General features: G+C 66.5%; 28 protein-coding genes. 8 read left to right on the top strand and 20 right to left on the bottom strand.

Annotation, left to right across the window (positions count from 1 at the left end; translation table 11 throughout):
* The coding region (locus R2601_RS25425) for an FCD domain-containing protein (RefSeq protein WP_007804029.1) at positions 1–430 on the top strand (430 nt) is incomplete at its 5' end.
* Between the two features lie 223 nt (positions 431–653).
* On the opposite strand, the gene hydA is transcribed toward R2601_RS25425, so the two are convergent.
* The 4 genes from hydA to R2601_RS25405 form a co-directional block, all read right to left on the bottom strand.
* The gene (hydA, locus tag R2601_RS25420; RefSeq protein ID WP_007804028.1) at positions 654–2,063 is read right to left on the bottom strand and encodes a dihydropyrimidinase; all 1,410 of its coding nucleotides are present in this window, start codon (positions 2,061–2,063) and stop codon (positions 654–656) included.
* A 72-nt stretch (positions 2,064–2,135) separates the two neighbouring features.
* A complete protein-coding gene (locus R2601_RS25415) occupies positions 2,136–3,101 on the bottom strand; it encodes a TRAP transporter substrate-binding protein (RefSeq protein WP_007804025.1) in 966 nt (321 codons plus the stop codon).
* Positions 3,102–3,154: 53 nt separating this feature from the next.
* Positions 3,155–4,432 carry a TRAP transporter large permease gene (locus tag R2601_RS25410; protein ID WP_007804024.1) on the bottom strand — a complete coding sequence of 426 codons (1,278 nt, stop codon included), beginning with the start codon at positions 4,430–4,432 and terminating at the stop codon, positions 3,155–3,157.
* Positions 4,429–5,001, bottom strand: coding sequence for a TRAP transporter small permease (locus R2601_RS25405; RefSeq protein ID WP_007804022.1), 573 nt, complete (start codon positions 4,999–5,001; stop codon positions 4,429–4,431). The genes R2601_RS25410 and R2601_RS25405 overlap by 4 nt, the downstream gene beginning before the upstream one ends.
* A 302-nt stretch (positions 5,002–5,303) precedes the next feature.
* Between R2601_RS25405 and R2601_RS25400 the strand changes: the two genes are divergently transcribed.
* Entirely contained in the window at positions 5,304–6,017 is a 714-nt protein-coding gene (locus tag R2601_RS25400) for an HpcH/HpaI aldolase family protein (RefSeq protein WP_375360186.1), read from the top strand.
* On the opposite strand, the gene R2601_RS25395 is transcribed toward R2601_RS25400, so the two are convergent.
* The 9 genes from R2601_RS25395 to R2601_RS25355 all read right to left on the bottom strand — a co-directional run bounded on the left by R2601_RS25395 (position 6,007) and on the right by R2601_RS25355 (position 13,683).
* Positions 6,007–6,933 (bottom strand): LysR family transcriptional regulator, encoded by a 927-nt coding sequence (locus tag R2601_RS25395; RefSeq protein WP_007804018.1) that lies wholly within the window; start codon positions 6,931–6,933, stop codon positions 6,007–6,009. The two genes, R2601_RS25400 and R2601_RS25395, sit on opposite strands and share 11 nt — an antisense overlap.
* Positions 6,934–6,971: 38 nt before the next feature.
* On the bottom strand, positions 6,972–7,259 hold the full coding sequence (locus R2601_RS25390; RefSeq protein WP_007804016.1) for an EthD domain-containing protein: 288 nt from the start codon (positions 7,257–7,259) through the stop codon (positions 6,972–6,974).
* Complete coding sequence (locus tag R2601_RS25385) at positions 7,256–8,179, bottom strand: dihydrodipicolinate synthase family protein (protein ID WP_007804015.1); 924 nt, start codon at positions 8,177–8,179, stop codon at positions 7,256–7,258. Before R2601_RS25385 ends, R2601_RS25390 begins: the two co-directional genes overlap by 4 nt.
* Positions 8,179–9,108 carry a dihydrodipicolinate synthase family protein gene (locus tag R2601_RS25380; protein WP_007804013.1) on the bottom strand — a complete coding sequence of 310 codons (930 nt, stop codon included), beginning with the start codon at positions 9,106–9,108 and terminating at the stop codon, positions 8,179–8,181. The genes R2601_RS25385 and R2601_RS25380 overlap by 1 nt, the downstream gene beginning before the upstream one ends.
* Entirely contained in the window at positions 9,105–9,539 is a 435-nt protein-coding gene (locus R2601_RS25375; RefSeq protein WP_007804011.1) for a MaoC family dehydratase, read from the bottom strand. The genes R2601_RS25380 and R2601_RS25375 overlap by 4 nt, the downstream gene beginning before the upstream one ends.
* Positions 9,540–9,541: 2 nt before the next feature.
* Positions 9,542–9,937 (bottom strand): hypothetical protein, encoded by a 396-nt coding sequence (locus R2601_RS25370; protein WP_007804009.1) that lies wholly within the window; start codon positions 9,935–9,937, stop codon positions 9,542–9,544.
* Positions 9,938–9,954: 17 nt separating this feature from the next.
* Positions 9,955–11,115: an acyl-CoA dehydrogenase family protein gene (locus R2601_RS25365; RefSeq protein WP_007804007.1), complete on the bottom strand. Its 1,161-nt coding sequence runs from the start codon at positions 11,113–11,115 to the stop codon at positions 9,955–9,957.
* Between the two features lie 33 nt (positions 11,116–11,148).
* Complete coding sequence (locus tag R2601_RS25360; RefSeq protein WP_007804005.1) at positions 11,149–12,351, bottom strand: CaiB/BaiF CoA transferase family protein; 1,203 nt, start codon at positions 12,349–12,351, stop codon at positions 11,149–11,151.
* Between the two features lie 108 nt (positions 12,352–12,459).
* Positions 12,460–13,683, bottom strand: a complete 1,224-nt coding sequence (locus R2601_RS25355; RefSeq protein ID WP_007804003.1) for an amidohydrolase family protein — start codon at positions 13,681–13,683, stop codon at positions 12,460–12,462.
* A gap of 262 nt (positions 13,684–13,945) precedes the next feature.
* On the opposite strand from R2601_RS25355, the gene R2601_RS25350 reads away from it, so the two are divergent.
* Positions 13,946–14,368, top strand: a complete 423-nt coding sequence (locus R2601_RS25350) for a nuclear transport factor 2 family protein (RefSeq protein ID WP_007804001.1) — start codon at positions 13,946–13,948, stop codon at positions 14,366–14,368.
* A 39-nt stretch (positions 14,369–14,407) separates the two neighbouring features.
* Here the strand turns inward: R2601_RS25350 and R2601_RS25345 are convergent, their stop codons facing one another.
* Genes R2601_RS25345 through R2601_RS25330 form a run of 4 tightly spaced genes read right to left on the bottom strand, consistent with a single transcriptional unit; the run spans position 14,408 to position 16,915 of the window.
* Positions 14,408–15,025: a MotE family protein gene (locus R2601_RS25345; RefSeq protein WP_007804000.1), complete on the bottom strand. Its 618-nt coding sequence runs from the start codon at positions 15,023–15,025 to the stop codon at positions 14,408–14,410.
* A gap of 6 nt (positions 15,026–15,031) precedes the next feature.
* Entirely contained in the window at positions 15,032–15,403 is a 372-nt protein-coding gene (locus R2601_RS25340) for a hypothetical protein (protein ID WP_007803998.1), read from the bottom strand.
* Entirely contained in the window at positions 15,387–16,328 is a 942-nt protein-coding gene (locus R2601_RS25335; RefSeq protein WP_007803996.1) for a flagellar motor switch protein FliM, read from the bottom strand. The genes R2601_RS25340 and R2601_RS25335 overlap by 17 nt, the downstream gene beginning before the upstream one ends.
* Complete coding sequence (locus R2601_RS25330; protein ID WP_007803994.1) at positions 16,325–16,915, bottom strand: flagellar basal body-associated FliL family protein; 591 nt, start codon at positions 16,913–16,915, stop codon at positions 16,325–16,327. The genes R2601_RS25335 and R2601_RS25330 overlap by 4 nt, the downstream gene beginning before the upstream one ends.
* A gap of 148 nt (positions 16,916–17,063) precedes the next feature.
* Here R2601_RS25330 and fliF point away from each other — a divergent pair, with 148 nt between their 5' ends.
* The 5 genes from fliF to R2601_RS25305 are packed head-to-tail and all read left to right on the top strand — an operon-like array spanning position 17,064 to position 21,688.
* On the top strand, positions 17,064–18,746 hold the full coding sequence (gene fliF, locus R2601_RS25325; RefSeq protein WP_040546131.1) for a flagellar basal-body MS-ring/collar protein FliF: 1,683 nt from the start codon (positions 17,064–17,066) through the stop codon (positions 18,744–18,746).
* A complete protein-coding gene (locus R2601_RS25320) occupies positions 18,743–19,417 on the top strand; it encodes a FliH/SctL family protein (RefSeq protein ID WP_007803991.1) in 675 nt (224 codons plus the stop codon). Before fliF ends, R2601_RS25320 begins: the two co-directional genes overlap by 4 nt.
* Positions 19,414–19,758: a FliM/FliN family flagellar motor switch protein gene (locus R2601_RS25315; protein WP_007803990.1), complete on the top strand. Its 345-nt coding sequence runs from the start codon at positions 19,414–19,416 to the stop codon at positions 19,756–19,758. Before R2601_RS25320 ends, R2601_RS25315 begins: the two co-directional genes overlap by 4 nt.
* Positions 19,755–20,603, top strand: a complete 849-nt coding sequence (gene fliP, locus R2601_RS25310; protein WP_007803988.1) for a flagellar type III secretion system pore protein FliP — start codon at positions 19,755–19,757, stop codon at positions 20,601–20,603. The genes R2601_RS25315 and fliP overlap by 4 nt, the downstream gene beginning before the upstream one ends.
* A gap of 20 nt (positions 20,604–20,623) precedes the next feature.
* A complete protein-coding gene (locus R2601_RS25305; protein ID WP_007803985.1) occupies positions 20,624–21,688 on the top strand; it encodes a flagellar motor switch protein FliG in 1,065 nt (354 codons plus the stop codon).
* Between the two features lie 21 nt (positions 21,689–21,709).
* Here the strand turns inward: R2601_RS25305 and R2601_RS25300 are convergent, their stop codons facing one another.
* From R2601_RS25300 to R2601_RS25290, 3 genes are read right to left on the bottom strand one after another with little or no spacing between them, the layout of a single operon-like run.
* A complete protein-coding gene (locus R2601_RS25300; protein ID WP_007803983.1) occupies positions 21,710–22,534 on the bottom strand; it encodes a DUF1217 domain-containing protein in 825 nt (274 codons plus the stop codon).
* Positions 22,531–22,941, bottom strand: coding sequence for a flagellar biosynthesis repressor FlbT (locus tag R2601_RS25295; protein WP_007803980.1), 411 nt, complete (start codon positions 22,939–22,941; stop codon positions 22,531–22,533). The genes R2601_RS25300 and R2601_RS25295 overlap by 4 nt, the downstream gene beginning before the upstream one ends.
* Positions 22,910–23,347, bottom strand: coding sequence for a flagellar biosynthesis regulator FlaF (locus tag R2601_RS25290; RefSeq protein ID WP_007803977.1), 438 nt, complete (start codon positions 23,345–23,347; stop codon positions 22,910–22,912). Before R2601_RS25290 ends, R2601_RS25295 begins: the two co-directional genes overlap by 32 nt.
* Positions 23,348–23,468: the final 121 nt, after the last annotated feature.

The following is a 23,468-nucleotide window of genomic DNA, read 5'->3' as shown; positions in this document are numbered from 1 at the left end:
GGCCTACATCACCGATCTCTTCGAGCTGAACACCGAGCTGCGGGTTTTCGCGGTGCGGCGCGGCATGTCCGCGCTGACGCTGGAGCGGATCCGCGAGCTCGAGGCGCTGGCGGCGCAGTACCGCGCGCAGATCGAGGCGCGCGAGGACATCGCCGCCATCGAGACCAACCGCCGCTTCAACGCGCGGCTGGTGGAGTTCGGCGGCAACCGCGAGGCGCTGCGGGTGTTCCAGCGCGGCTGGGACACGATCTTTGCTTTCCGCCGCGGCTTTGGCTACGGCACCGGGCGCCGTCGGGTGATGGCCGAGGAGATGCAGCTTCTGATCGATGCGCTGCGCCGTCAGGACGCGACCAGCGCCGAGGCGATCCTGCGCATGCAGAACGCCGCGATGATGGAAGACCTGGTGTCGCGGATCGCGCCGGAGGTGTGAGGGTCCCTCTGATGAAAGGGTGACGCCCGCCGCGCATCGCAGGCCCGCGGGCTGACGATCCGACGGTGAGAATCCCTCGTTTTATCCCCGGCCAGGTCCGAAGGACCTCGAAGCTAAGTGCCAAGCTCTACCAAATCGCCAGCCCGGTGGGGCGGGCCGGCGATGGCGCGGCACCTTCGGCTTGTTCCGCGCCGGCAAGTCTCGGAGGCGGTCGCCGAAATCCTCAGCCCCCGAACGCCTGACTGGTGCCGCGCTCAAGATAGACCCCGGCATCACGGCCCCCAGTCACCTCGCCCTCGGCAAAGATCGTCTTGCCGCGCAGGATGGTGCGCACCGGCCAGCCCTTGACCTCGAGCCCCTCGTAGGGCGTGTAGTCGCAATCGTGGTGCATCAGGCTCTGCGAGATCGTCACCTCGCGCGACGGATCCCAGAGCGTGATGTCGGCATCCGCGCCCACGGCGATCGTGCCCTTGCGCGGGTAGAGCCCGAAGAGCTTCGCCGGGTTGGTCGCGGTCAGCGCCACGAAGCGCTCGAGGCCGATGCGGCCCTTCGAGACCCCTTCCGAGAACAGGATCGGCATCCGCGTCTCGATGCCGGGGATGCCGTTCGGCACCCAGCGGAACGAGGTGCGCGCGCCCTCCACGTCCTTGCCCTTCGGGTCTTCGAAGCGGAACGGGCAATGATCGGAGGAGAAGATGTCGAAGGTGCCGTCGCGTAGCCCCTCCCAGATCGCCTTCTGGCTGTCGCTGTCGCGCGGCGGCGGCGAGCAGACGTATTTCGCGCCTTCGAAATCCATGTTCAGACCCTTCAGGTCGTCGGCGGTCAGGGCGATGTATTGCGGGCAGGTCTCGGCCCACACATTCATGCCGCGGCGCTTGGCCCACTGGATCTGCTCCATCGGATCGCGGCCCGAGACGTGCACGATGGTGATTGGCACGTCGGTCAGCTCGGCATGGGAGATCGCCCGGTGCGTGGCCTCGCGCTCGACCGACTGCGGCCGGCTCTCGGCGTGGTAATAGGGCGCGGTCCTGCCGGCCTCTTCCAGCCGCTTGGCCATGTAGCGGATGGCGTCGTAACCCTCGGCATGGACCATGACCATGGCCTTCTCGCGCCGCGCCACATCGAAAACCTCGAGCAGCTCGGCGTCGTTCAGCACCATGTCGTCATAGGTCATGAAGACCTTGAACGAGGTGTAGCCGGCCTTGACCAGCGCCGGCAGCTCCTGCCCAAGCACCTGAGGCGTCGGGTCGGTGATGATCAGGTGAAACGAGGTGTCGACATGGCACTTGCCGTCGGCCGCCTCGTGATAGGCCTGCACCGCCTCGCGCAGGGACTGGCCCTTCTGTTGCAGGGCAAAGGGCATGACGGTGGTGTTGCCGCCGGCTGCGGCCGAGCGTGTGCCGCTCTCGAACCCGTCGGCCATCACCACGCCGCCGCCCTGCGGCTGCTCGAGATGCACATGCGCGTCGATGCCGCCCGGCAGGGCCAACAGCCCCGCGGCGTCGATCTCCTCCGCCGCCTCGCCCACGTCCTCGGCGATGGTAACGATGCGCCCGTCCCGGATGCCGATCTCGGCCCGGATGCGGTCGGCGGCGGTGACGATTTCGGCGTTTCGAATGGCGAGATCGAGCATGTGTGTCTTGTCCTGCATGTAGTTGGTCGGTCTGCGGCGCCGGGGGAGAACGACGCCGCAGACCGGAGTGGCTCACTCCGAGGTAAGGGCGTCGAACAGCGCCTTCTGACCATCGGTGGTGAGCTGGCTCTCGTAAAGGGGCTGCGAGGCCTCGATGAACGGAGCGGTGTCGGGCTCGGTGATGGTGACGCCCATCTCGGCAAAGCTGTCGAGCAGCGGCTGCTCCTGGTCGACGACATACTGGCGCTGCCAGCTGGCGGCCTCGGCACCGGCTTCCATCAGAGCGGTCTGGATGTCCTCGGGCAGCGCGTCGAAGGCGTCTTTCTTCATCGTCACCGGGGCGGTCATGTTGAGCCAGCCGACCAGCGCGAAGGAGGGTGCGACCTCGTAGAACTTCATGCCGTCATAGCCGGTGGAGGCCCCTTCCGCGCCATCGACCACGCCGGACTGCAGGGCGCCGTAGAGTTCGGAGTAGGACATCGGCGTCGGATTGGCGCCATAGGCACGGAACGCCTCGACGTGGATCGGGTTCTGCATGGTGCGGATCTTCATGCCCTCGAGATCGGCAATGTCCTCGACCGGCTCCGAGGTCATCAGGTGGCGGATGCCCGAGGAGAACACGGCCAGAAGCTGGAAGCCTGCGCCGTTGGCGGAGTCTTCCATCATGTCGAAGTTGGCGTCGACCTTCTCGCCCAGCGACGGGATCGAGGGGAACAGGAACGGCAGGTCGAACACCTTGTAGTCGTCGACGTAGTTCGACAGCATCGCGTTCGAGGTCATGCCGATGTCGAGCGAGCCGAGCATCACGCCCTCGACGGTCTGCTGCTCGTCGCCGAGCTGGCCGCCGGCAAAGATCTCGAGCGTGGCGGCGCCGTCGGTCTTGGCCTCGAGCAGATCCTTCATCTTCTGCAGGCCCATGTCCTGCACTTCGCCGGCGGCGTTGGTATGCGCGACCTGAAAGCTGTATTCTTGGGCCGCGACCGGTGCGGCGGCAAGCGCGGCGAGGGTCGCGAGTGTGGTGAGAACTCTGTTGGACATCAGTTTTTTCACTTTCTTCTGGTTGGTTTGGGGAGAAATCCGAATGCCCGGGGTCACAGCAGGACCGAGGGCAGCCAGAGGGAGATCGCCGGCACGAAGGTCACCAGCATCAGCGCCACCAGCATGCAGCCGAGCGGCAGCCAGACCTTGCGCGAGACCTGCTCGATGCGGCGCCCGGCAACGGTCGAGGCGACGTAGAGGCAGATGCCGTAGGGCGGCGTGATGAGCCCGATCGACAGGTTGAGCGCGGTGATCACGCCGAACTGCACCGGGTTGATGCCGTAGCTCTGCGCGATGGGCAGCAGGATCGGCAGCAGGATCAACACCGCCGAGATGCTTTCCATGAACATTCCGACCACGAGCAGCAGCACGTTGACGATGAGCAGGAAGGCGACGGGGTTGCTCGTGACGCCGGTGAGCCAGTCGCGCAGCATGGCGGGGAAGCCCTGCGTCGCGATGATCCATGTGAAGACCGAGGCCGTGGCGACGATGATCAGCACCGTGGCCGAGAGGCTGATGGCGCGCAGGAAGATGCGCGGCAGGTCGCGTACGGTGATCTCGCGGTAGATGAACATGGTAACGATCAGCGTGGTGAAGAGCGCCACGCAGGCCGCCTCGGTGGCGGTGAACACGCCGCCGACGATGCCGCCGAGGATCACCACCGGCACCAGCATGCCCGGCACCGCCTCGAGGAAGCTGCGGCCGAGGCGGCCGAGGGTGAAGGGCTCGCGGTCGCGATAGGCCTCGCCGCCGCGCTTGGCGAAGAGCCAGCAGCCCAGCATCAGGCCGGTCATCACCAGCAGTCCTGGGACGATGCCGCCGAGGAACATGGCGCCGATCGACTGGTTGGCGGTGATGGCGATGACGATCATCACGATCGAGGGTGGGATCACCGAGGCCAGCGAGCCGGAGGCGGCGATCACCGCCGAGGCGAGGTCGATGTCGTAGCCGCGCTTGCGCATCTCCGGTGTCATCACCGCGCTGATCGCGGCCGTGTCGGCCGAGCCCGAACCCGAGATCGCCGCGAGGCCGGTGCCGGTGACGATGGAGACGAGGTAGAGGCTGCCGGTGATCCAGCCCACCAGCGCGCCGGCGAGGTTGACGAAGCGCCGGGCGATGCCGCCGGCCTCCATCAGCAGGCCGGAGGCCACGAAGAACGGGATCGCCATGAGGGTGAAGGAGCTGATGCCGCCATAGACCCGCTGCGCCACGATCGAGATCGGCGCCGTGGTGGTGAACTCAATGGCCACCAGCGCGGCGATGCCGAGCGCCAGGACAATCGGGATGCCCGAGACGAGAAGAAGAAGGAACCCGCTGCCTGCCCAGATCATGCCTTGGCCTCCTCTTTCTCGGAGGCCGCTGCCCGGTCGGGATCGATCACGCGCGGCAGGGTGGTGACGGCAAACTCGATCAGGAAGTAGCCGAAGCCCACCGGCAGCGCCATATAGGGCACCGCCATCGGGATCTGCAGCGCCGGCGACTTGATCATGAAGCCGATGCTCAGCATCGACAGCGAGCCCACGACCACCACGCCGAGGAACCACAGCCCCAGCAGCAGGCCTGCGCCATTGCAGAGCCGCTGCACCGGGAGCGGCGCCTTGCGGATCAGCACGTCGACGCCGACATGCTGGTTGAAGCGCATGGCGATGCCCGCGCCCAGCAGGATCAGCCAGACCTGTGCAAAGGTGGCGGTCTCCTCGCTCCAGGCGATGGAGTAGTTGAAGAAGTAGCGCCCGATGATCTGGGCGAGGATGGCGCAGGACATGTAGGCCAGCAGCAGCAGCGCCGCCACGTCGACGATGCGGCGCAAGATGGTCAGGCAGAGCCCGGGGATCCTGAGAAGCGGCGAAGCGGTCAGGGATCCGCTCGTGTCGCTGTTGCTGGTCGTCCGGTCTGGCATGGACGCGCCTCCTTGTTGTCTCGGCGGGGTCGCGGGTAACGGATGTCGTTCCCGTCGTCACCGGCGCCGGTTTCCGAGGAGGTTACCGGCAAGCGCGAAGCAATGAAGGCTGGAGGCTATAAATATCCTTATAGGAAGTATTTATTCCGCCGTTTTTCCGAATATTCCGGAAAAATCTGATCTACCGTGATGCCAACGCAAAAATCTCCAGATCAAAAATAGAGCATATTATGAGCATCAGATCAAATCCCGGGCAGTCTGAAAACGTCTCCAGCGCTGCTTACGGCCTCGCCTTCTGTGTTCTGGGCCGGGCAGAGTCGGTTCTCATGGCGCGCGGCGCGGGATTCGACTTCGTGGTTGCCGACATGGAGCATGGCCCCATCGGACTGGGCGAGCTCGGGCAGATGGCGGCGGCCGGGATCGCGGCTGGTCTTCCGGTGTACGGCCGCGTTACAGGGCCGGATTCTTCGGATATTGCGCGGGTCCTCGACTGCGGCGCCACGGGCGTGATCGTCCCCCATGTGGACAGTGCCGCGGATGCACAGCGCATCGCTCAGGCTTGCCGCTTTGGCCCGCGTGGGGCGCGCGCCCTGCCCGGCCCGCTGCCGATGCTGGACTACCGCGTGGTTCCCGCCTCCGAACTGGTGGACGGTGCCGAGCGCAACGTGGAGGTGATCGCGATGATCGAAAGTGCCCCTGCTTTGGGCGCAGTTGATCAGATCGCAGCGACTCCCGGCATCGACATGCTGATGATCGGCACCAACGATCTCGCGGACGGCATCGGCCTTCGCGGCCAGATCGACCACCCCGATCTGCGCGCCGCCTTCCAGCGCATCGCGGGCGCGGCGGCGGCCCATGGCTGCGGGTTTGGGGTGATGGGCCTGCCGGAGGCGCTGGTCGAAAGCCACGCGCTGGCGCTCGGGGCGCGCGCGATCGTCGCCACCAACGAGACCAACCTGATCACCGAAGGTGGCGCGGCGCAGCTCGCACGGCTGAAGGCGAAGGCTACTCGCTGACGGGGCGGCGGCTTTCTTCGCGCACCTCGGCGAGGCGCAGCGCGACCCGCTCGCGAAAGGCCTTGATGAAGCGCTTGGTCTGCCGCGACGGGCTCTTGCTCTTGGGCATCGCGGCCGAGAGCTCGAAACTCATGTCGGCGCTGTAGGGCCGCACGACGAGCCCGGGCCGCATGGCGGTATAGGCCGAAAGCTCGTCCACCAGCGCCACGCCCCAGCCATCGCGCACGATGCGCGCGGCGGCGTTCATGAAGCGGGTCTCGATGGTGGGGCGGTAATCCAGCCCCTTGGCGCGGAAACTGTCGGCCATCATCAGCCCGATCCGGTTGGCCACCTGCGGGCCGACCATCGGGCGCTCGACCAGATCCTTGGGCGACACCACGTCAAGCTTGGCGACGGGATCGTTCTCGTCGCAGAGCACCACCGCCTGCAGCGTATCGATGAGCTCGTAGGCCATCGCCTGCCGCTCGTAGGGCGAGATCGCGAAAGCCACGTCGGCGACGCCGTTCTCGACCACCTGCAGCACGCTGTCGAGCGGGCGGGTCTCGAGCGAGATCTGGATGCGGGGGAACTCGCGGGCGTAATCGGCGATCACCCGGGGCAGCACCGCTTCGCTGAGCTCGGCGGTGGAGGCCACGCGGATGCGGCCGATCTTGCCCATGCGCAGGTCGGCGGCGCGCTGGTTGACCGCGTCGCGCAGCAGAAAGAGCGGCTCGGACTCCTCGAGCAGGATCAGGGTCTCCTCGGTGGGAGACAGCCGGTTGCTGATGCGTTCGAACAGGGGAAATCCGAGCACCGTCTCGATATGCCGGATGGTGTTCGAGATCGAGGGCTGGGACATGCCGAGGCGCTCCGCGGCGCCGACGGTCGTGCGAAACTGCACGACGGCGCGGAGAATCTCGAGTTGACGGAGGTTCAATATGTCTCCGATTGGTTTCCCCTGTCCCAACGCGCGGCTCAGCTTTGTGTCAGGCGGATGCGCGTGAAATTGCGCACCTTGTCGCTGAACGGCCCGAAGCCCTTGATAGCATTGAACTCGGGCGTTTCATAGGCTTCCGGCCCGGTGATCGTGTAGATCGCCACGTGGCGCGGCCCGCCCTCGAGGCATTTCTCGCGCCGTGCATTCAGCCAGCCGGGGCAGGCGAGGATGTCGGGCAGGTGAACGGTCTCGTACCATTCGTCGAAGGCGGCTTCGTCTTCCGGGTCGACATCGACAAAGACGATATGGGTTTGCAGTTGGCTCATGGGATCAGCTCCAGGCAGGGGCGCAGCGCGGTCATCAGGGCGTCGAGCTCATCGCTCTCGATGCGCGGCGTGGGGGCGCGGCAGGCAGGGGTGTCGATGCGGCCGAGCTCCGCGAGGCAGGCCTTGAGGCGCGCGGCAGCCATGTGGCCGGGCGCGGCATAGATCAGGCGGGCAAGGCCGAAGAGCGCGGCGTGGATCTCCTGCGCCGGCGCAATCCGGCCCTCGCGCACATGGGCGTCGAGCGCGGTGATTAGCTCGGGGACGAGCGCCGAGAGGCTGACCGCCGAGCCGTCGCTGCCGATCATGAAGCAGGGGAAGAGATGCTCGTCGCCCGAGGCCATGACGGCCACGTCCGGACGCATCTCGCGGGCAATGCGGCGGGTGACCTCGTAGGACTTGGTCTCCCAGCTGCCTTCCTTGATGCCCGCGACGCTGTCGATCTCGAGCAGGCGGCGCAGCACGTCCGGGGTGTAGGCGAGCTTGAACGAGCCGACGGAGCCCTGGAACAGGTAGACCGGCGCGCCGGTGGCGGCGGCGATGCCCTCGTGATGGGCGACGATGGCGCGCGGGTCGGCCCCGAGCGCCCAGGAAAACGGCGCGAAGACCATCACCGCGTCGGCCCCGGCATCGAGCGCGGCCTGTGCATCGGCGGCCGCGAAGGCGGTGTTCTCGCCGCTCACCGCAGCAAGGATCCGGCGCCCGCCCGCGACGTCGCGGGCGATGCGGACCACCTCGGCCTGCTCGGCGCGCGACATGTGGATGCCCTCGCCCGCATGGCCGTTGAGCAGCAGCCCCGCCTGCCCGGGATCGGACAGGACGGTTGCAAAATGCCGCTCGAGGCTGGCGCGATCAAGCGCGCCCTCCTCGGTCATCGGGCAGATGGTGGCGGCAAAGAGCCCGCCATTCTCTGCGGCGGACATCACAGCACCTCGGCCGCGATCAGCGCCTTGCGCACGCCCTCGCGGACCTCGTCGGACTGCGGCAGCAGCGGCAGGCGCGGGGCGGCGTTCTTGATCACGCCCATGATCTCGAGCCCGTCCTTCATGCGGGTGTGCATGTCGATCACCGGGGTCGGTCCATAGATCGCCCGAACCACCGGGTAGAGCCGGTCGTTGGCGGCGCGCATCTTGGCGAGGTCCATCTCTTCCGAGGCGTTCCACAGGTCGGCCAGCAGGCCGGGCACGAGGCTCGCGAGGCCCGACAGGATGCCGTCGCCACCAAGCGCGACCTGCGCGAAGAACCAGTGGAAGTTCGACGGCAGGATGGCGGTGTTGTCGTCGGCGGCCTGAACCGCGCGGCGGTTCTCGTCATAGGCAAGAAGCGTGGCCGAGCCTTCCTTGATCGCCACCACCTCGGGGATCTTGGCGATCTCGGCCAGCACCGGGGTGGCGAGGCCGAAGCCGGAGGCGATCGGGAACTGGAAATGCGACAGCGGCATCTGGAGCTCGCGCGCCAGAAGCTCGTACATCTTCACCGCGGCAGTGGTGTTGGCGTTGCCGCCGCCAAGCGCCTCGGGCGGGAAGATCACCGCCACGTCGGCCCCGGCCTCGCGCACCGCCTCGGCCTGACGCAGTGCGTCGGGGATGCCGGTCGGCACCACGCCCACCAGCAGCGGCTGGTCCTTGGAGATCTGGGCGCGGGTGCGCTTGATTACCTCGAGCTTTTCATCATCGGTAAGCGCGGTGGCTTCGCCTGCGTGGCCGTTGACGAAGACGCAGTCGGTGGTCTCGGGCTTGGCGCAGTGGTCAAGCACGGCGGCATAGCCGTCCCAGTCGATGGCGCCCTGCTCGTCGAAGGGCAGTACGGTGGCGACGGTGATGCCGCGAAGATCCTTGGCGGTGATGGTCATGCGGTGACTCTCTTTCTCGGGAATTTCAGCGTGGCGTCGGCTTTCAGCACTTCGACGCCCTCCTCGTTCTTGGCCGAGGCCTGCCAGTCGACGGTGCGGTTCTCCTCGTCCTTGGACGAGATCCAGATGTCGAAGGTGATGGTGTCGCCGTAGCGCACGGCGCCGGTGAACCAAAAGCTGTCGCGGATCGACACGCCCACGGTGCCCACCAGCTCGGCGGTCAGCACCGAGGTGCAGATACCGGCGACAAGGATTCCCGGGGCGAGGCGCTCGCCGAAGCGGGTGGTCGAGGCATAACCCTCGTCCACGTGCACCGGGCCGAAATCGCCGGTGGCGGCGATATACATCGCGCCATCGGCCTCGGTGATGGTCTTCGAGACGGAGACGCGGTCGCCGACCTCCAGCTCGTCGATATTGCGGATGTCATACATGCTCAGGCCCCCAGCGGCACCATGCGCGCGGTGCCGGTGATCGCCTCGTCACCCTCGACCGCGATGCTCAGATCGCAGACGATGGCCTCGGACGACGCCTCGGTGACGGTCGCAGTGGCGGCGATCGAGCTGCCGACCGGGATCGCGCGGCCGAAGGCGACCGAGAAGTCGCCGATGCGCCACGCCGGGCCGGCGAGGCGACCAAGCGCGGTGGTCAGCAGGCCGGCGGCGGCAAGCTCGAAGACCGACATGTCGGCCAGACCCGCGTCCTTGGCATGGGCGCGGTCGACATGGGTCTTGGTCATGTTGCCGGTGATGCCGGTGAAGAAGCCCTGCTCGGCCACGGTCATGGTCTTGCGGAAGGTGATGGCGTCGCCCTTGGCGGGAAGATCGGTCATGCGGAAGGCTCCTTGGCTCAGAGGGTCAGGCCGCGCTTGATCACCGAGCGGGCGATCAGCATGCGGTGCACCTCGGAGGTGCCGTCGTAGATACGGGTGACGCGGGCATCGCGGTAGATGCGCTCGAGCGGCAGCTCCTTGGTGAAGCCGTAGCCGCCGAAGACCTGGATGCCGCGGTCGGCGACCCGGCCCAGCATCTCCGAGGCCTGCACCTTGACCATCGACACCTTGTCGCGCGGATCGAGCCCCGCATCGACCTCCCAAGCGGTGTTGAGCACCATCATCCGGGTGGCGAAGATCTCCATCGCGCTGTCTGCGATCATCTGCTGCACCATCTGGAAGTCGCCGATCGGTTGGCCGAACTGCTTCCGCGTGGCGGCGTGCTCGCGCATCATGTCGAGCACGCGGCTCGCCATGCCCACGGCGCGGGCGCCGATATGGCCGAGACGGATGCCGCCCACATTGGCCATCATCACCTTGAAGCCGTTGCCGACCTCGCCCAGCACGTTGCCCTTGGGGATGCGCACGTCGTCGAAGTTCAGCTCCGCATGACCGTAGCCGCGGTGGCCCATCATCGCCTGGTTGCGGGCAACGGTGAAGCCGGGCATGCCCTTGTCGACGATCAGCAGGCTGATGCCGCCACGGGCGCCCTTCTCGGGGTCGGTCAGCGCCATGACGATGACGTAATCTGCGATGTCGCCATCCGAGATGAAGTGCTTGGTGCCGTTCAGCACCCACTCATCGCCATCGAGATAGGCGTTGGTCTTGATCGCAGCCGCGTCCGAACCGGCGCCTGGCTCGGTGATCGCCATGGCGCAGATCTTGTCGCCCTTGACGGTGGGGTAGAGATACTTGTCGCGCAGCTCGCCCTCGAACTGTTCGAGCATCGGGTAGACCTGCCCGAAGACACGCCGGATCAGCGCGTCCGAGGTCTGGCCGAGCTGCTCCTCGACGAGGCACATGTCGAGTACGCCGAGACCGGCACCGCCGACCTCTTCGGACATGTTCATGGCGTAAAAGCCCAACTCCTGCGCCTCGGCTTTCACCGCCGCCAGCTTCTCGGGCGGGATCTTGGCGGCCTCTTCGGTTTCCTGCTCGAGCGGTTGCACCTTCTCGCGTACGAAGCGGCCGACCGCGTCGGTGACCATCTTCATCTCTTCGGAGATCGTGAAATCCATCTTGTCTGCTCCTGTTGGTCTCTTGGCGCGGGCTCAGCCGCGCATCTTGTCCGATTGCACGATCACGCCCTCGGCGATCAGCCGGTCGATCTCGTCCGCCGAGAGGCCCGCCTCGGCCAGCACCTCGCGGCTCTGGCCGCCAAGCGCCGGCGGCGCGAGACGCACCGGAGGGGTCTCGCCGTCGTAGCGGACCGGGTGCGAGAGCATGACCAGCGGCGTGCCGCCAGCGCTCGGGGTTTCGGTGAAGGCCGCAAGGTGGTCGACCTGCGGGTTGCTCTTGAGCCCGTCGTAGTCCTGCACGACCTCGTGCCAGACGCCGGCCTCGGTGAGCTTGGCGACCGCCTCGTCAAGGCTGAGCCGGGCCATGCCCTCGGCCACCATTCGCGAGATCTCGCCGCGCTTGGAGAAGCCCTCGTCGGCCGAGAGCTCGGCCAGCGCCGGCAGCTCCAGCGCGCCCGCCAGCTGCGGCGGCGTCGACATCGAGATCATCACGTGGCCATCCTTGGCGGCGTAGATGCCGTAGGGGGCCGGGCTGAACCAGTTGGCCATGCCATCCTCGCCCCGCGGGCCGGCGCGGTCCGCTCCGTTCATCCACGCGGTGATCGACTCGCCCTGCAGGTCCATCGCCGCCTGCAGCATGTTGACGTCGACCCGGCGGGCTTTGCCGGTGCGCTCGCGCTCGAACAGCGCAGCAATGATGCCAGCCACGGTGAGCGCCGCGGCATGATGGTCGATCGGCACCGAGCCCACGGCGACCGGGCCGCTCTCCATACTGCCGGTATGGGCGGCAAGGCCGGTCATCGCCTGCAGCAGAACGTCCTGCCCCGGGCGCTTGGCATAGGGGCCGTCGACGCCGTACCCAGTGGTGGTGGCGTAGATGATGCGTGGGTTCACCTTGCGCATCTCGGCCTCCGATAGGCCCAGCTTGTCGAGCGTGCCGGGGCGGAAGTTCTCCATCACCACGTCTGCGGTCTCGATCAGGCGCTTCACCGTGGCGATGCCCTCGGGCGACTTCAGGTCGACCGCGATCGAGCGCTTGTTGCGCCCGGTGGTGATGTGGTTGACCGAGGTGTCGTCGACGAAGCGGTTGGCCACCGCCCAGTTGCGCTGGAACGCGCCGCCCAGCGGCTCGACGGTGATCACGTCTGCGCCGATATCGCCCAGATGCTGCGCCGCGGCAGGGCCGGACAGGAAGTGGTTGAAGCTCAGTACTCGGATTCCGTCAAGCGCGCCCATCGTGGTTCCTCTCGTGTTGCGAGACAGAGCCTAAGGCAGACGCGGCGAGCCGGGAATATATCCAGCTATGATAATGCCGGGGTGGAAAATTGACCTATCGAATAGTCTTCAGGGCCTGAAGAGACGCGGCGCCGGCGCCTCGAAGGTCATCCGCCCCGCCTTCATGCCCCAGAGCGGGCGGCCGATCTCGGAGACGGTTGCGGCACGGCTGGGAGCGGGCAGCAGGACAAGATCCGCAGGCCCTCCGACCACGATCCGGCTGTCGTGGCCCAGGAGGCGAAACGGATCCTCGCTGATCATCGCGAAGCAGGCGGCGAGGTCTTCGGGGCGGCCAAGCTGGGTGACATTGGCGAAGAGGTTGGCCATGCGCGGCAGCGAGCAGTCGCCATAGGGCGTGAAGGGATTCAGCACGTTGTTCGTCGCCACGGTGCAGCGCACCCCCGCCGCGTGAAAGACATGCGCCGGGGCGACACCGCGCGGCACCGCGTGGTCATGGTCGCGCCCGGTGATGAACAGGTCGGTCGCCGGCAGCACGGTCAGCGCAATGCCGGCATCGCGCAGCAGGGCTACGCTTTCGGCAAGCCGCTCCGGCGGCAGCATCGAAAGCTTGGTGACGTGCCCGATGGCGACGCGGCCCTGCATGTCGTGGGCAATGGTCTGGCGCGCGACCTCGTCGAGGTGTCGCCAGCTCGTGTCGAGGTCGAAGTCGAGATGAAAATCGAGATCAACGTCGAACGCCCGCGCCATGCCGAAGATCCGCGCAATCTGGCCCTCCGGGTCGCTGTCGGTATAGGGGCAACCGCCGAGCAGGTCAGCGCCCTGCTCCAGCGCCGCGCGCAGCAGCTCTTCGGTGCCGGGGTAGTTCAGCAGGCCTTCCTGAGGGAACACGCAGATCTGCAGGTCCAGCGCCCAGGCGTAATCGGCCTTGAGCCGTCGCACGGCCTCGAACCCGGCCAGACCGATCACCGGATCGATCTCGACCTGCGTGCGGATCAGGGTGGTGCCCTGTCCGATGGCCTTGTCGAGCACCTGCGCGCCTCGGGCATAGACATCCTCGGTGGTGAAGTCGCGCTTGGCGGTGGTCACCGCCTCGAGCGCGCCCCGGAGGTCGCCCGAGCGGTTCTGCGCCCGCTCGAGGATGCAGGCCTTGTCGAGATGCAGGTGACTGTCGGCAAAGCCCCGGATCAGCAACCCGCCGGCCGCGTCGCGTTCGGGCGCATCGCTGGCGATGGTGGGCGCGATCTCGGCAATGCGCCCGTCCTTCACGCCCAGGTCGACCGGCGCAGCGCCGTCTTCGAGCCGCGCGCTGCGGATCACCAGATCGAGGCTCATCGCGGCACTGCCCCTGCCACCGTGGTCCATGTAAGTTGCCGCATTGTCTGACCTCATCTGCGTCGGCTGGTGTCCCGCCGGATTACGTGGCTGCCGCGTGGAGCCTGTCAAAACCCCTGCCGGGACATCGCGCAGATTTGCACCGAACCGGAGACGCATCGCCCGCCTTGCCGGCAGTCCTTGCAATTGCTGTAGGAAATCGCGCCCCGAAGGTCTAGCACGGGCGGGACAACACACCTGCCGCACTCGCCGAGGAGCCCCCATGTCCACGACCCTGTCCATCGATCCCGAAACCCTCGGCCCCGAAGCGCGTATCGTGCACGACTATCTCGAGGCCTCGATGGTGCCCGACCCCGAGCGCGCCGCGACCTACATGGCGGACGACGTGGTCATCACCTTTACCGGCGGGCGGGTCTATCATCACCCCTCGGGCCCGGCCGGGTTCAACGCCATGCGCTACGCCTGGGTGAAGAAGGACATGCGTCAGTTCGACGTGGCTCGGGGCGCCGAGGGCACGGTGGTCTATTCCACCGGCTACCTCTACGGCGAATGGCATGATGGCACGGCGTTCGAGGGCAACCGGTATGTCGATCGCTTCGTGGTCGAGAACGGCAAGATCGTAAAGATGGATGTCTGGAACGACAGCGCCGAGCGCATCCTCTCCGCACGCGGCATCGAGGCCTGACGCTCGCGGGACGCGGCTCCGAACCGCATCCCGAAGAGCTCAGAGCTTGATGTCGTCGAGACGCTGGTCGCCCGGCAGCTTGGAGCGCTCGAGGATGATCTGCGAGATCGCCCGCGCCCGCACCGGCGTCAGGGCCGCCATGATCGGGGCGGCGTCACGCTCGTTCATCGTGCCGAGCACCATGACCGAGACCTCGATGTCGAGATCGTTCATGATCGCCGCGGCGTCCTTGGGCTTCATGTTGCGATAGAGCGCCACGAGCCGGTCGACATCCGACGTATGCGCCGCCTTCACCTTGTCGAGCAGCGCCTCGAGCTCGGTCTTGAGGTCCGCGAGCCGCTGCTGCTCGACCTCGAGCGTTTCCGCGGTCAGATCGAGCTCTGCCTCGCGCTTGGCGTGCTGCTCTTTCTGTGCTTCGAGCAGTTCGCGCTCCTGCTGGATCGAGGCGAGCAGCTCTTCCGGCGCCTCGCAGACCTTCGGCTCGGGCGTCGCCGCCGGGCTGTCGGCATCGGTGGCGGCAGCGGAGGCGGCGCTCACGAAGGGCGTGTTGTCGTCGGCGCCGGCGCTGGAAAAGCCGGGCTCATCCATCAGCGTGACGCCGATCTTGGCCACGACCGCAAGGGCGAGGCCGGCGAGAACGAAGGTGATCGGACGCATTCGGGATCAGGCCTCGCGCTGCCGGACGGTTTCGAAGAAGCCGCGCACCAGTTCGGACTTGCCCGAGGCCTTGGTGGCGCCGGCAGGGCGCGTCGGGCGCTCGCGGGAGGTGCGGAAGGACGGCTCGGCGCGCGTCATCTCCGGCTCACGCTCACGCTCGCGCTGGGGCCGCGGCTTGGGCTCGGCCTGCTGGCCCAGCGAGCGCAGCACCGACACGGTGCTTTCGCTCCGATCCACGGCCTCGGAAAAATTGCCGATCATCGGCTCCATGTCGCGCAGGACCCGCATCAGGCTGCGAACACGCCGATCCACCACCCAAGCATAGGTCAAGGTACCCACAAGCAACACAAGAATTGCGATATCAATCACGAAGGTCATCGGGGGAGTCCTTTTCTTCGTAGAGCTTTTCGGAGAGTTTCAGCGCGATCCGCCCATTCTTGCGGTGGCCGACCTCGGCGCGGGCAATCTCCTTGCCGGCACAGCACAGCGTCACCGGATCGTCGACCTGGATGCCAAGGTCGAGCACCTGTCCGGGCGCCCAGGCCAAGACGTCGCGCATCGGCAGCACCGCCTGCCCCATCACCGCCGACATCGGCACGTTGGTGCTTCCGAGCATGTCGGTCATCTTGAGCCGCCAGCCGCTGTCACCGCCGAGCTGTCCGCCGGTGAATTGCTGCGACAGGATGTGGCTCACCTTCTCGAACGCGGTGTTGGGCAGAACAAAGACCATCTCGCCGATCCGACCTTCGATGTCGATTGTCAGCCGGGCGCGCACGCAGGCGCTGGTCGGCGGTGCAAGAAGAAGCGCCTTGGGGTTGGTCTCGAGATGGCTGATGTCGAAATTCACCGGCGTGACCTTGGCGAAGGCGTTCGACAGTTCGGTCAGTACCGTCTCGGTGAAATTCTGACCGATGCGCTTCTCGATGCTGGTGAAGTTGCGGGTCTTCTTCTCGCCGGTGGCGACGGTCCGCCCGCCGAAGGTGATCTCGATGATGCCGAACAGCAGCTCCGGCGTCATGATCGCAGCGATGGTGCCGCCCCACTCCTCGGCCGTGGTGACCGAGATCAGCGAGGGGTCGGGCTGATCCTTGAGCGCATCCTGACAGCTGAGATAGTCGATGCCGCCGAGGCTGACTTCGGCCATGGCGCCGAGATAGCTCTTCAGCGTCTGCGCCAGAGACAGCGAGAAGCGGTCGAACACCACTTCGAGCATCGGCAGCCGGGCGTAGGAAAGCTTGGCGCGCTCGACGATCAGCTCCTCGACGGCGCGGGTGTCGGGGGTGAGGGTGCGTGCGGTGCTCATTGTACGATCAGGTCCGCGATGAGGAACTCCTGTGGCGCGTCGCTGTCCGAGATGGCGCGGGCACGGCGCAGAAGTTCGGACTTGAGCCGCACCAGCCCGATCGAACCCTGCAGGTCGTTCTCGTTGAGCTGCCGAAGGTACTCCTGGAAGCTGTCGCGCAGGAAGAGCTTGCGGCTCTCGATATTCTCGGCGCCTGAGACCCTGTTGTCATAGGCCAGCGCCAGGTTGAGCTTGAGAAAGCGCGTGGTCTGGCGCCCGGTGGCGGTGGTCGCGGTGATGTTGACGATGATCTCCTGGAACGGCGTCACAACGATATGCTCGCCCGGCAGCCCCGCCGGGGTCGCGGGAGCTGCGCCGTGCCCGTCCCCGGCCGCGTGATCTTCGACGGCATCCTCGCCAGAGGCGGCTGCCTCGTCCTCGGGATCGTCCGCCAGCCCCACGAGCTCCATCGCGCCCTGCGGCCCGACCGACGCCACGAAGCCGCCCGCGAGGGCCACGACGCACAGCAACAGCAGCGCAAATATGCGCAGCAGTGTCTTCTTTTTCGGCGTCTCAGCGTCCTGGGATGTCCCGGTTGAGTCGGCCATCGCCCCTGTTCTTCGAAGTTGTTCTAATCTTGCACCACAATGCGCAGAATGACTGTTTAAAGCAAGTATAAAAGGTGAGCTAGTTCTTGCCGGTCAAGAATAATTATGGTTATCCTTGGGCAAGGCTGGGGAATAGGCAGAACTTCGCGTGCAGGGCATTCTAGACAATCTGAAATCGTTGGGGTGGAAGCGTCTTACGGTGCTCGGCGGAGCTGGCGTGGCGATGGTTTTCGCCATGTTCTTCGGGCTTTCCGCGGTGACCACACCGGATTACGTGGCGCTCTACCGGGACCTCTCTCCTGCCGAAGCGGGGCGCATGGTCGAATCGCTTGAGCAGGCCGGAATTCGTTCGCGTACCGACATGGCGGGCACCGCGGTCAGCGTTCCGGGCGAAGACATGGCCCGGGCCCGGATGCTGCTGGCCGGCGCCGGCCTTCCGAATGACGGCACCCCGGGCTGGGAGATCTTCGACGAGGCCAGCGGGCTCGGCATGAACACCTTCATGCAGCGGGTGAACCGCGCCCGCGCCATGGAAGGCGAGCTGGCCCGTTCGATCCAGACCATCGACGGGGTCGAGGCCGCCCGCGTCCATCTGGTTCTGCCCGAGCGCGAGCCGTTCTCGCGCGAACGCCCGCGCCCCTCGGCCTCGGTGATCGTGCGCGGCTCGCGCCAGGTCGGGATGCGGCAGGCCCGCGCGATCCGGTCGCTGGTCGCCTCGGCGGTGCCCGATCTCGCCCCCGCGCAGGTCACCGTGCTGTCGGCCACCGGCGAGACCATTCTCTCCGAAGACGGCGAGGCGGGCAGCGAGGCGTCGCTGCAATCGGCCCGCGCCCAGATCGAGGACCGGCTGGGACAGCGCATCGCCCAGATCCTGAGCGCCCGCGTCGGCGCAGGCAACGCGCGGGTGCAGGTCAGCGTCGACCTCACCACCGAGCGGCAGGTGGTGCGCGAGCAGACCTACGACCCCGATCAGCGCGTCGTGCGCTCCACCGAGACCCGCGAGGAAACCCGCGAGGACCAGACCGCGGCGGGCGGCGAGGTCGGCGTCGCCGATGATATCCCCGCGGCGCTGGCCGCCGACGTGCCGGGCAACAACCGCAACACCGCCAACAGCACCAACGAGATCGTCAATTACGAGATCGGCGGCACCTCCTCCGAGACGGTGCGCGAGCCCGGCGACATCGAGAAGGTCTCGGTCGCGGTGCTGGTGAACGGCATCTACAACGTACAGGACGGCGGCGCTGTCGACTACGAAGAGCGCAGCCAGGAAGAGCTGCAGCGGCTCGAAGCGCTGGTCCAGAGCGCCATCGGCTTTGATGAGGCGCGCGGCGACAGCGTCGAAGTGGTGAGCCTGCGCTTCATGGACTACTCGATGGATGTCGGCGAGCCGGTGTCGCGCAGCTTTGCCCAGACGCTGACCGAGAACACCGGCACCATCCTGCGCGGCGTCTTCGCGCTGGCGCTGGTGGCGGCAGTGCTCGCTCTGGGCGTCCGACCGGCGCTGAACCGGGTCTTCGACCAGCCGGCGATTGCCGAGGGCGGCAGTGCCGATCTGCCCGGCCTTCCACCCTCTGGCAACCTCCCCGCCACCACCACGGGCGAGAGCGCCACCGCGTCGAACGCGCAGGGCGGCGGTGAGCGACCGGTCTACCAGACCGGCACCGTGCTCGACCCTCTACCCCCCGGCGCCGACGAGATGGTCGAACTGGCCGCGGTCCAGGGCGGCGTGCCGCGCGGCCTGATCAACACCGTGAGCGAACTGATCGAGCGCGAGCCCGAAGGCGCGATCACCGTGGTCCGGTCGTGGCTTGCTGAAGGACCGAACGCATGAGCTTTGTCTTCGACCGCAACTTCGACGCCGAGTTCGACGCCGCCCGCCGCGGCGAAGAGCCTGTGATCGGCGCGGTGTTTACCCGCGCGCAATTCGAAGAGGCCGTGGCAAACGCGCGCCGCGAGGGCTTCGAGGCCGGTGTCGCGCAGGGCCAGACCGAGACGCTGCAGGCGACCGAAGCCTCGGCCAGCCAGCGCCAGCTGTCGGCGCTGGAGGCGGTGACCCCTGCCCTGCGCCAGCTCATCGACGATGCCGACCGGCACCACGCCACGCTCGAGGGCCAGATGGTGGGCTTCGTGCTCGAGGTGTTCGAGCAGCTCGCCCCGGATGTCTCGGCGACACTCGCCACGGGTCAGGCCGAGCGCGAGGCGAAGAACGCCGTGCGCATGGCGCTCGGCTCGGCGGTGCTGCGGATCTGGTTCGCCCCCGGCGCGGTCGAGAGCTCGGGCGCCGAGGTGCAGCACGCCGCGCGGATCGCCGGACTTGGCGGGCGCATCGACATCAAGGCAGATCCCGATCTCGGCCCCGGTGACGTGCGCGCCGAATGGGATCACGGCGTGATGGCCTACAGCTTCAAGGACATCTGCGCCCGCATCCTGTCCTCGCTGGGCCAGACGCGGGACGAGATCGACCGAAGCCTCGAACAGGACAGGCAGGAGAGCAGGACATGAGCGAAGAGCTCGGAGACGACGTACAGGACACCGTGGTGCAGGCCGTGGCCGAAGAGGCCGCCGCCGAGCAAGCCAGCAAGGGCGGCGCCAACAGCATCGACGCGATGCTCAACGTGGGGCTCAACGTGCAGATCGTTCTGGGCCAGACCCGGATGCCGATCGCCCAGCTGCTCAAGCTCAGCCGCGGCTCGATCATCGAACTCGACAAGAGCATCGGGCAGCCGGTCGAGGTGGTCATCAACGACCGGCTCGTGGCGCGCGGCGATCTGGTGAAGCTCGAGGATGACCGGCTTGGCGTCTCGCTGATCGAGATCGTCAAGGATTACGTGTCCGAGAAATGATCCGGTGCGGCGGCCTTTCCAGAGCGGTCCTTCTCTGCCTGCTGGCAGCGGGGCTGTGCGGGCTGGCCGCCACCGAAGCCCATGCGCAATCGGCAGGCTCGGACCTGTTGGGCGCCATCGGCGATGCGCTGAGCTCGGCACCGGCGGGCTCGGACGAGCGCGCCACACTGTCGGGCCGCATCATCCAGCTGATCGCGGCGATGACGGTGCTGTCGCTGGCACCGGGGCTGCTGGTCATCATGACCAGCTTCACCCGCTTCGTGATCGTGTTCTCGATGCTGCGCTCGGCGCTCGGCCTGAACCAGTCGCCGCCCAACATGGTGCTGACCTCGATGGCGCTGTTCATGACCTTCTTTGTCATGCAGCCGGTCTTCGAGGACGCCTGGGAAGGCGGCGTCCAGCCGCTGATGGCCAATTCGATCACCGAGGAGCAGGCCCTGATGCGGGTCGGCGAGCCGTTCAAGCTGTTCATGTATGCCAACACGCGCGAGAAGGATCTGGCGCTGTTCCGGGACATCGCGGCGCGCAGCGAGGGCACGGTGCCCCCCGAGGAAAGCGCACCTGCGCCGCAGAGCGCCGAGGATGTCGGCTGGCGCGAACTGGTGCCGGCCTTCATGATCTCGGAGCTGCGCCGGGCCTTCTCGATCGGCTTCCTGATCTACCTGCCGTTTCTGGTCATAGACCTGATCGTGGCCTCGGTGCTGATGAGCGCGGGCATGATGATGCTGCCGCCGGTGCTGATCTCGCTGCCGTTCAAGGTGATCTTTTTCGTCCTCATCGACGGCTGGTACATGCTGGCCGGGTCTCTCATGGAAAGCTATCTCCCGCTGGCAGGCGGCGGGTAGCGTAAGGAAGGGTGCAGACTATGGCCGTTGCAGACATCAAGCGGACGACCTCTTCGTCGACGGGCTCGGGCAAACCGGCGCGGCGCCCGAAGAAGCTGACCGGCCCGCAGAAGGCGGCCGTGCTGTTCCTGTCACTGGGCGAGAAGCGCGGCTCGGCGCTGCTGCAACAGCTCGACGACGAGGAAATCCAGCAGATGACCCGGGCGATGTCGGGCCTCGGCTCGATCTCGTCCGAGACCGTCGAGCAGGTGCTGACCGATTTCGTGCAGGACATCACCAATGGCGGCGGCGTCGTCGGCTCGTTCGCGGCGGCCGAGAACCTGCTGCGCTCGCTGATGCCGGGTGACAAGGTCGACGGCATCCTTAAGGACATCCGCGGCCCGCTGAAGGAGCGCGATCTCTGGGCGCGGTTCAACACGCTCTCCGAGAACGTCATCGCAAACTACCTCAAGGGCGAGCACGAGCAGACCATCGCGGCGATCCTGTCGAACGTGAACACCGACGTGGCCGCCAAGGTGCTGCCGATCCTCGGGCCGGAAAAGATGCACAACGTGGTCGAAAGGATGATCCGCATGGAGGCGGTGCCGCATCACATGATGCAGCAGATCGAGGAATCGCTGCAGGCCGACATCATGAACGCCGGCGCCCAACCGACCACCGCCGAGCAGCACCAGCGCATGGCCGACCTGTTCAACAAGCTCGACCGCAACGCCTTTGACAACATGGCGCCCGAGCTCGAGGACAAGATCCCCGACACGTTCAACGCCATCCGCGCCAAAATGTTCACCTTCGAGGATCTGGCCAAGATGGAGGCGATGGACCTCGCCAAGATCATGCGCGGCGTGCCGGGCAACACCCTTCCTACGGCGCTGCGCGGTGCCACCGATATCGCCCGCGACGCCTTCCTCAACGCGCTGCCCGCGCGGTCGCGCGACATGCTGACCGAAGAGATGGAGAGCATGGGGCCGGTGCGGCGGCGCGACGTGAACGCGGCGCAGGCGCTGATGCTCGACTACGCCCGCCAGCTCGCCGACGACGATCAGGTCCGCCTGCCCTTCGGCGAGGACGAAGAGGATATCTTCTGAGGCGGAGCGCGCCCCCGGGCTTTAGCGGGCCTTGTAGCCGCTGAAGCCCTGGATCGCATCGATGTCGATGGTCGCGGGGATATAGCTTCCCGACGCAGCGCTGAGCGCACCCGAAAGCAGGGTCACGGCGGCGTTCGAGCTGGTGGCGATGTCGGATGTTGCATCGCTGATCGCCACGTAGCGTCGCACCAGATCATCGACGACGTCCGGATCCGACAGGGTCTCGAGGTCCAGCCGGTCGTTGATGATCGCCGCCTGCCTGTCGATGTCGATGCCGGCCAGCGCTTCGGGAAGGCCAAAGGCGGTGCGAAAGAACTCGGACAGGTCGCTGTCGCGCAGGATGTCGTAGGCCGAGTTGATGCTGCCGGCCTTGCGTCGGAACTCGAGCACCGTGCCGATGGCCTCGTTCTCGTCGCCCTTGCCGTTGACATATTGCGTGTCGACATACTTGTCGACGACCGCAGCTTTCCAGCTGGCGTCAAGGGTGTTGAGGTTGCCCTGCCCCTCCGGGCCGAAGCCCATCGCGTTGTGGAAATCCTTGAAGCGGGAATCCGTCAGCCGGTTGACCAGCGCGCTGCTGTCGTTGATGTCGCTCTCGAGGAGCTTCTCCATCATCGCCTTGCCAAAGATCTGGTCCTCGAGATCGTAGGCTTTCATGACGAAGCTGTAGAGACGGTAATCCTCGGTCAGATCCTCCACATTCTCGACATTGCCGATGTTGTCGAGAAAATACGCGATCTCGCGCGCGTGCTGCGGCTCGTTGCGGATCAGCTCCTGATCCTTGTCCTCGGTCGCGTTGACCAGCTGCAGCGCCACCGAGCTTGACATGCCCGCGATCGAGATCATGCGTCGACAAGCTCCGATTGCTGCGGCCCGAAGACCTCGTCCTCGCGCTTCATCAGCGGGCGCAGGTCGCGCAGCGCCGTGAAGTACTCGCCCTTGCTGACGTTGTTGGCTGCCTCAAAGACATGCGACCGCAGCTCGCTGCCGAACACCGGCACCAGCTCGGCCAGGCGTGTCTGGATCTCCTTGAGCAAGCGCTCGCGGCGGGCCGGCTCGATCAGCGCATTCTGGATCAGAAAATACACGATCCGGACGGGCGTCGAGGCCGCATCCGGTTTCAGCAGATCCGTTTCGCGAATGATGTCGGCGCGGTTCTCGACGGTGATCGTCGATTTGCGACCGCCATTGCGCATCATGCAGCCGTTGACGACGAAGCGTTCAAACGGCTTGAGCGTGAGATTGAGTGCCATCTTGAGTCACCGCTGCTGGGGTCGGGCGCTGGCCGGAAAGGCCGCCGAGAATGTTCTGGTTCACGTCTATCAGGGCCGGAAGGCCGTCGCCGCCGCCGATCACCACGCCGCAGGTGCGATCAACCCACATGGCGATCGACAGCAGGTTGGCGCGCAGCTCGGCCGGAAGCTGGTTGTTTTCGTCGGTCAGGTCGGTCCGGAGCCTGCTCCACAGGACACGGTTCTCCGCCACTGCGTCGCGCAGGCCGTGTGCCAGAACTGCCGTGCGTGCGAACTTGTCGCGCGCCGCCAGCCAGTTGGCGCGATGCTGCTCCATGCTGCCAGTGATGCGGGCGAAGACGCGGGCTTCGATCTGCTTGGGCGAGGCGCTTTCGCGGATCGTTTGTTTGTATGCCGAGATGCTCATTCCATTACTGCCTTTTCTCCCCCGGCTCCTTGCGGGGTGTTCCATCACGCGGGCCCGGTTGATCCGGTGCTCCGTTGGTGAGAGGGCGCCCGAGGGCGCCCCCCGATTGTCAGGTCAGCCG

It is taken from the genome of Salipiger bermudensis HTCC2601, assembly GCF_000153725.1.
GTDB lineage: Bacteria > Pseudomonadota > Alphaproteobacteria > Rhodobacterales > Rhodobacteraceae > Salipiger > Salipiger bermudensis.
This window is presented reverse-complemented; position numbering and strand designations above follow the sequence as displayed.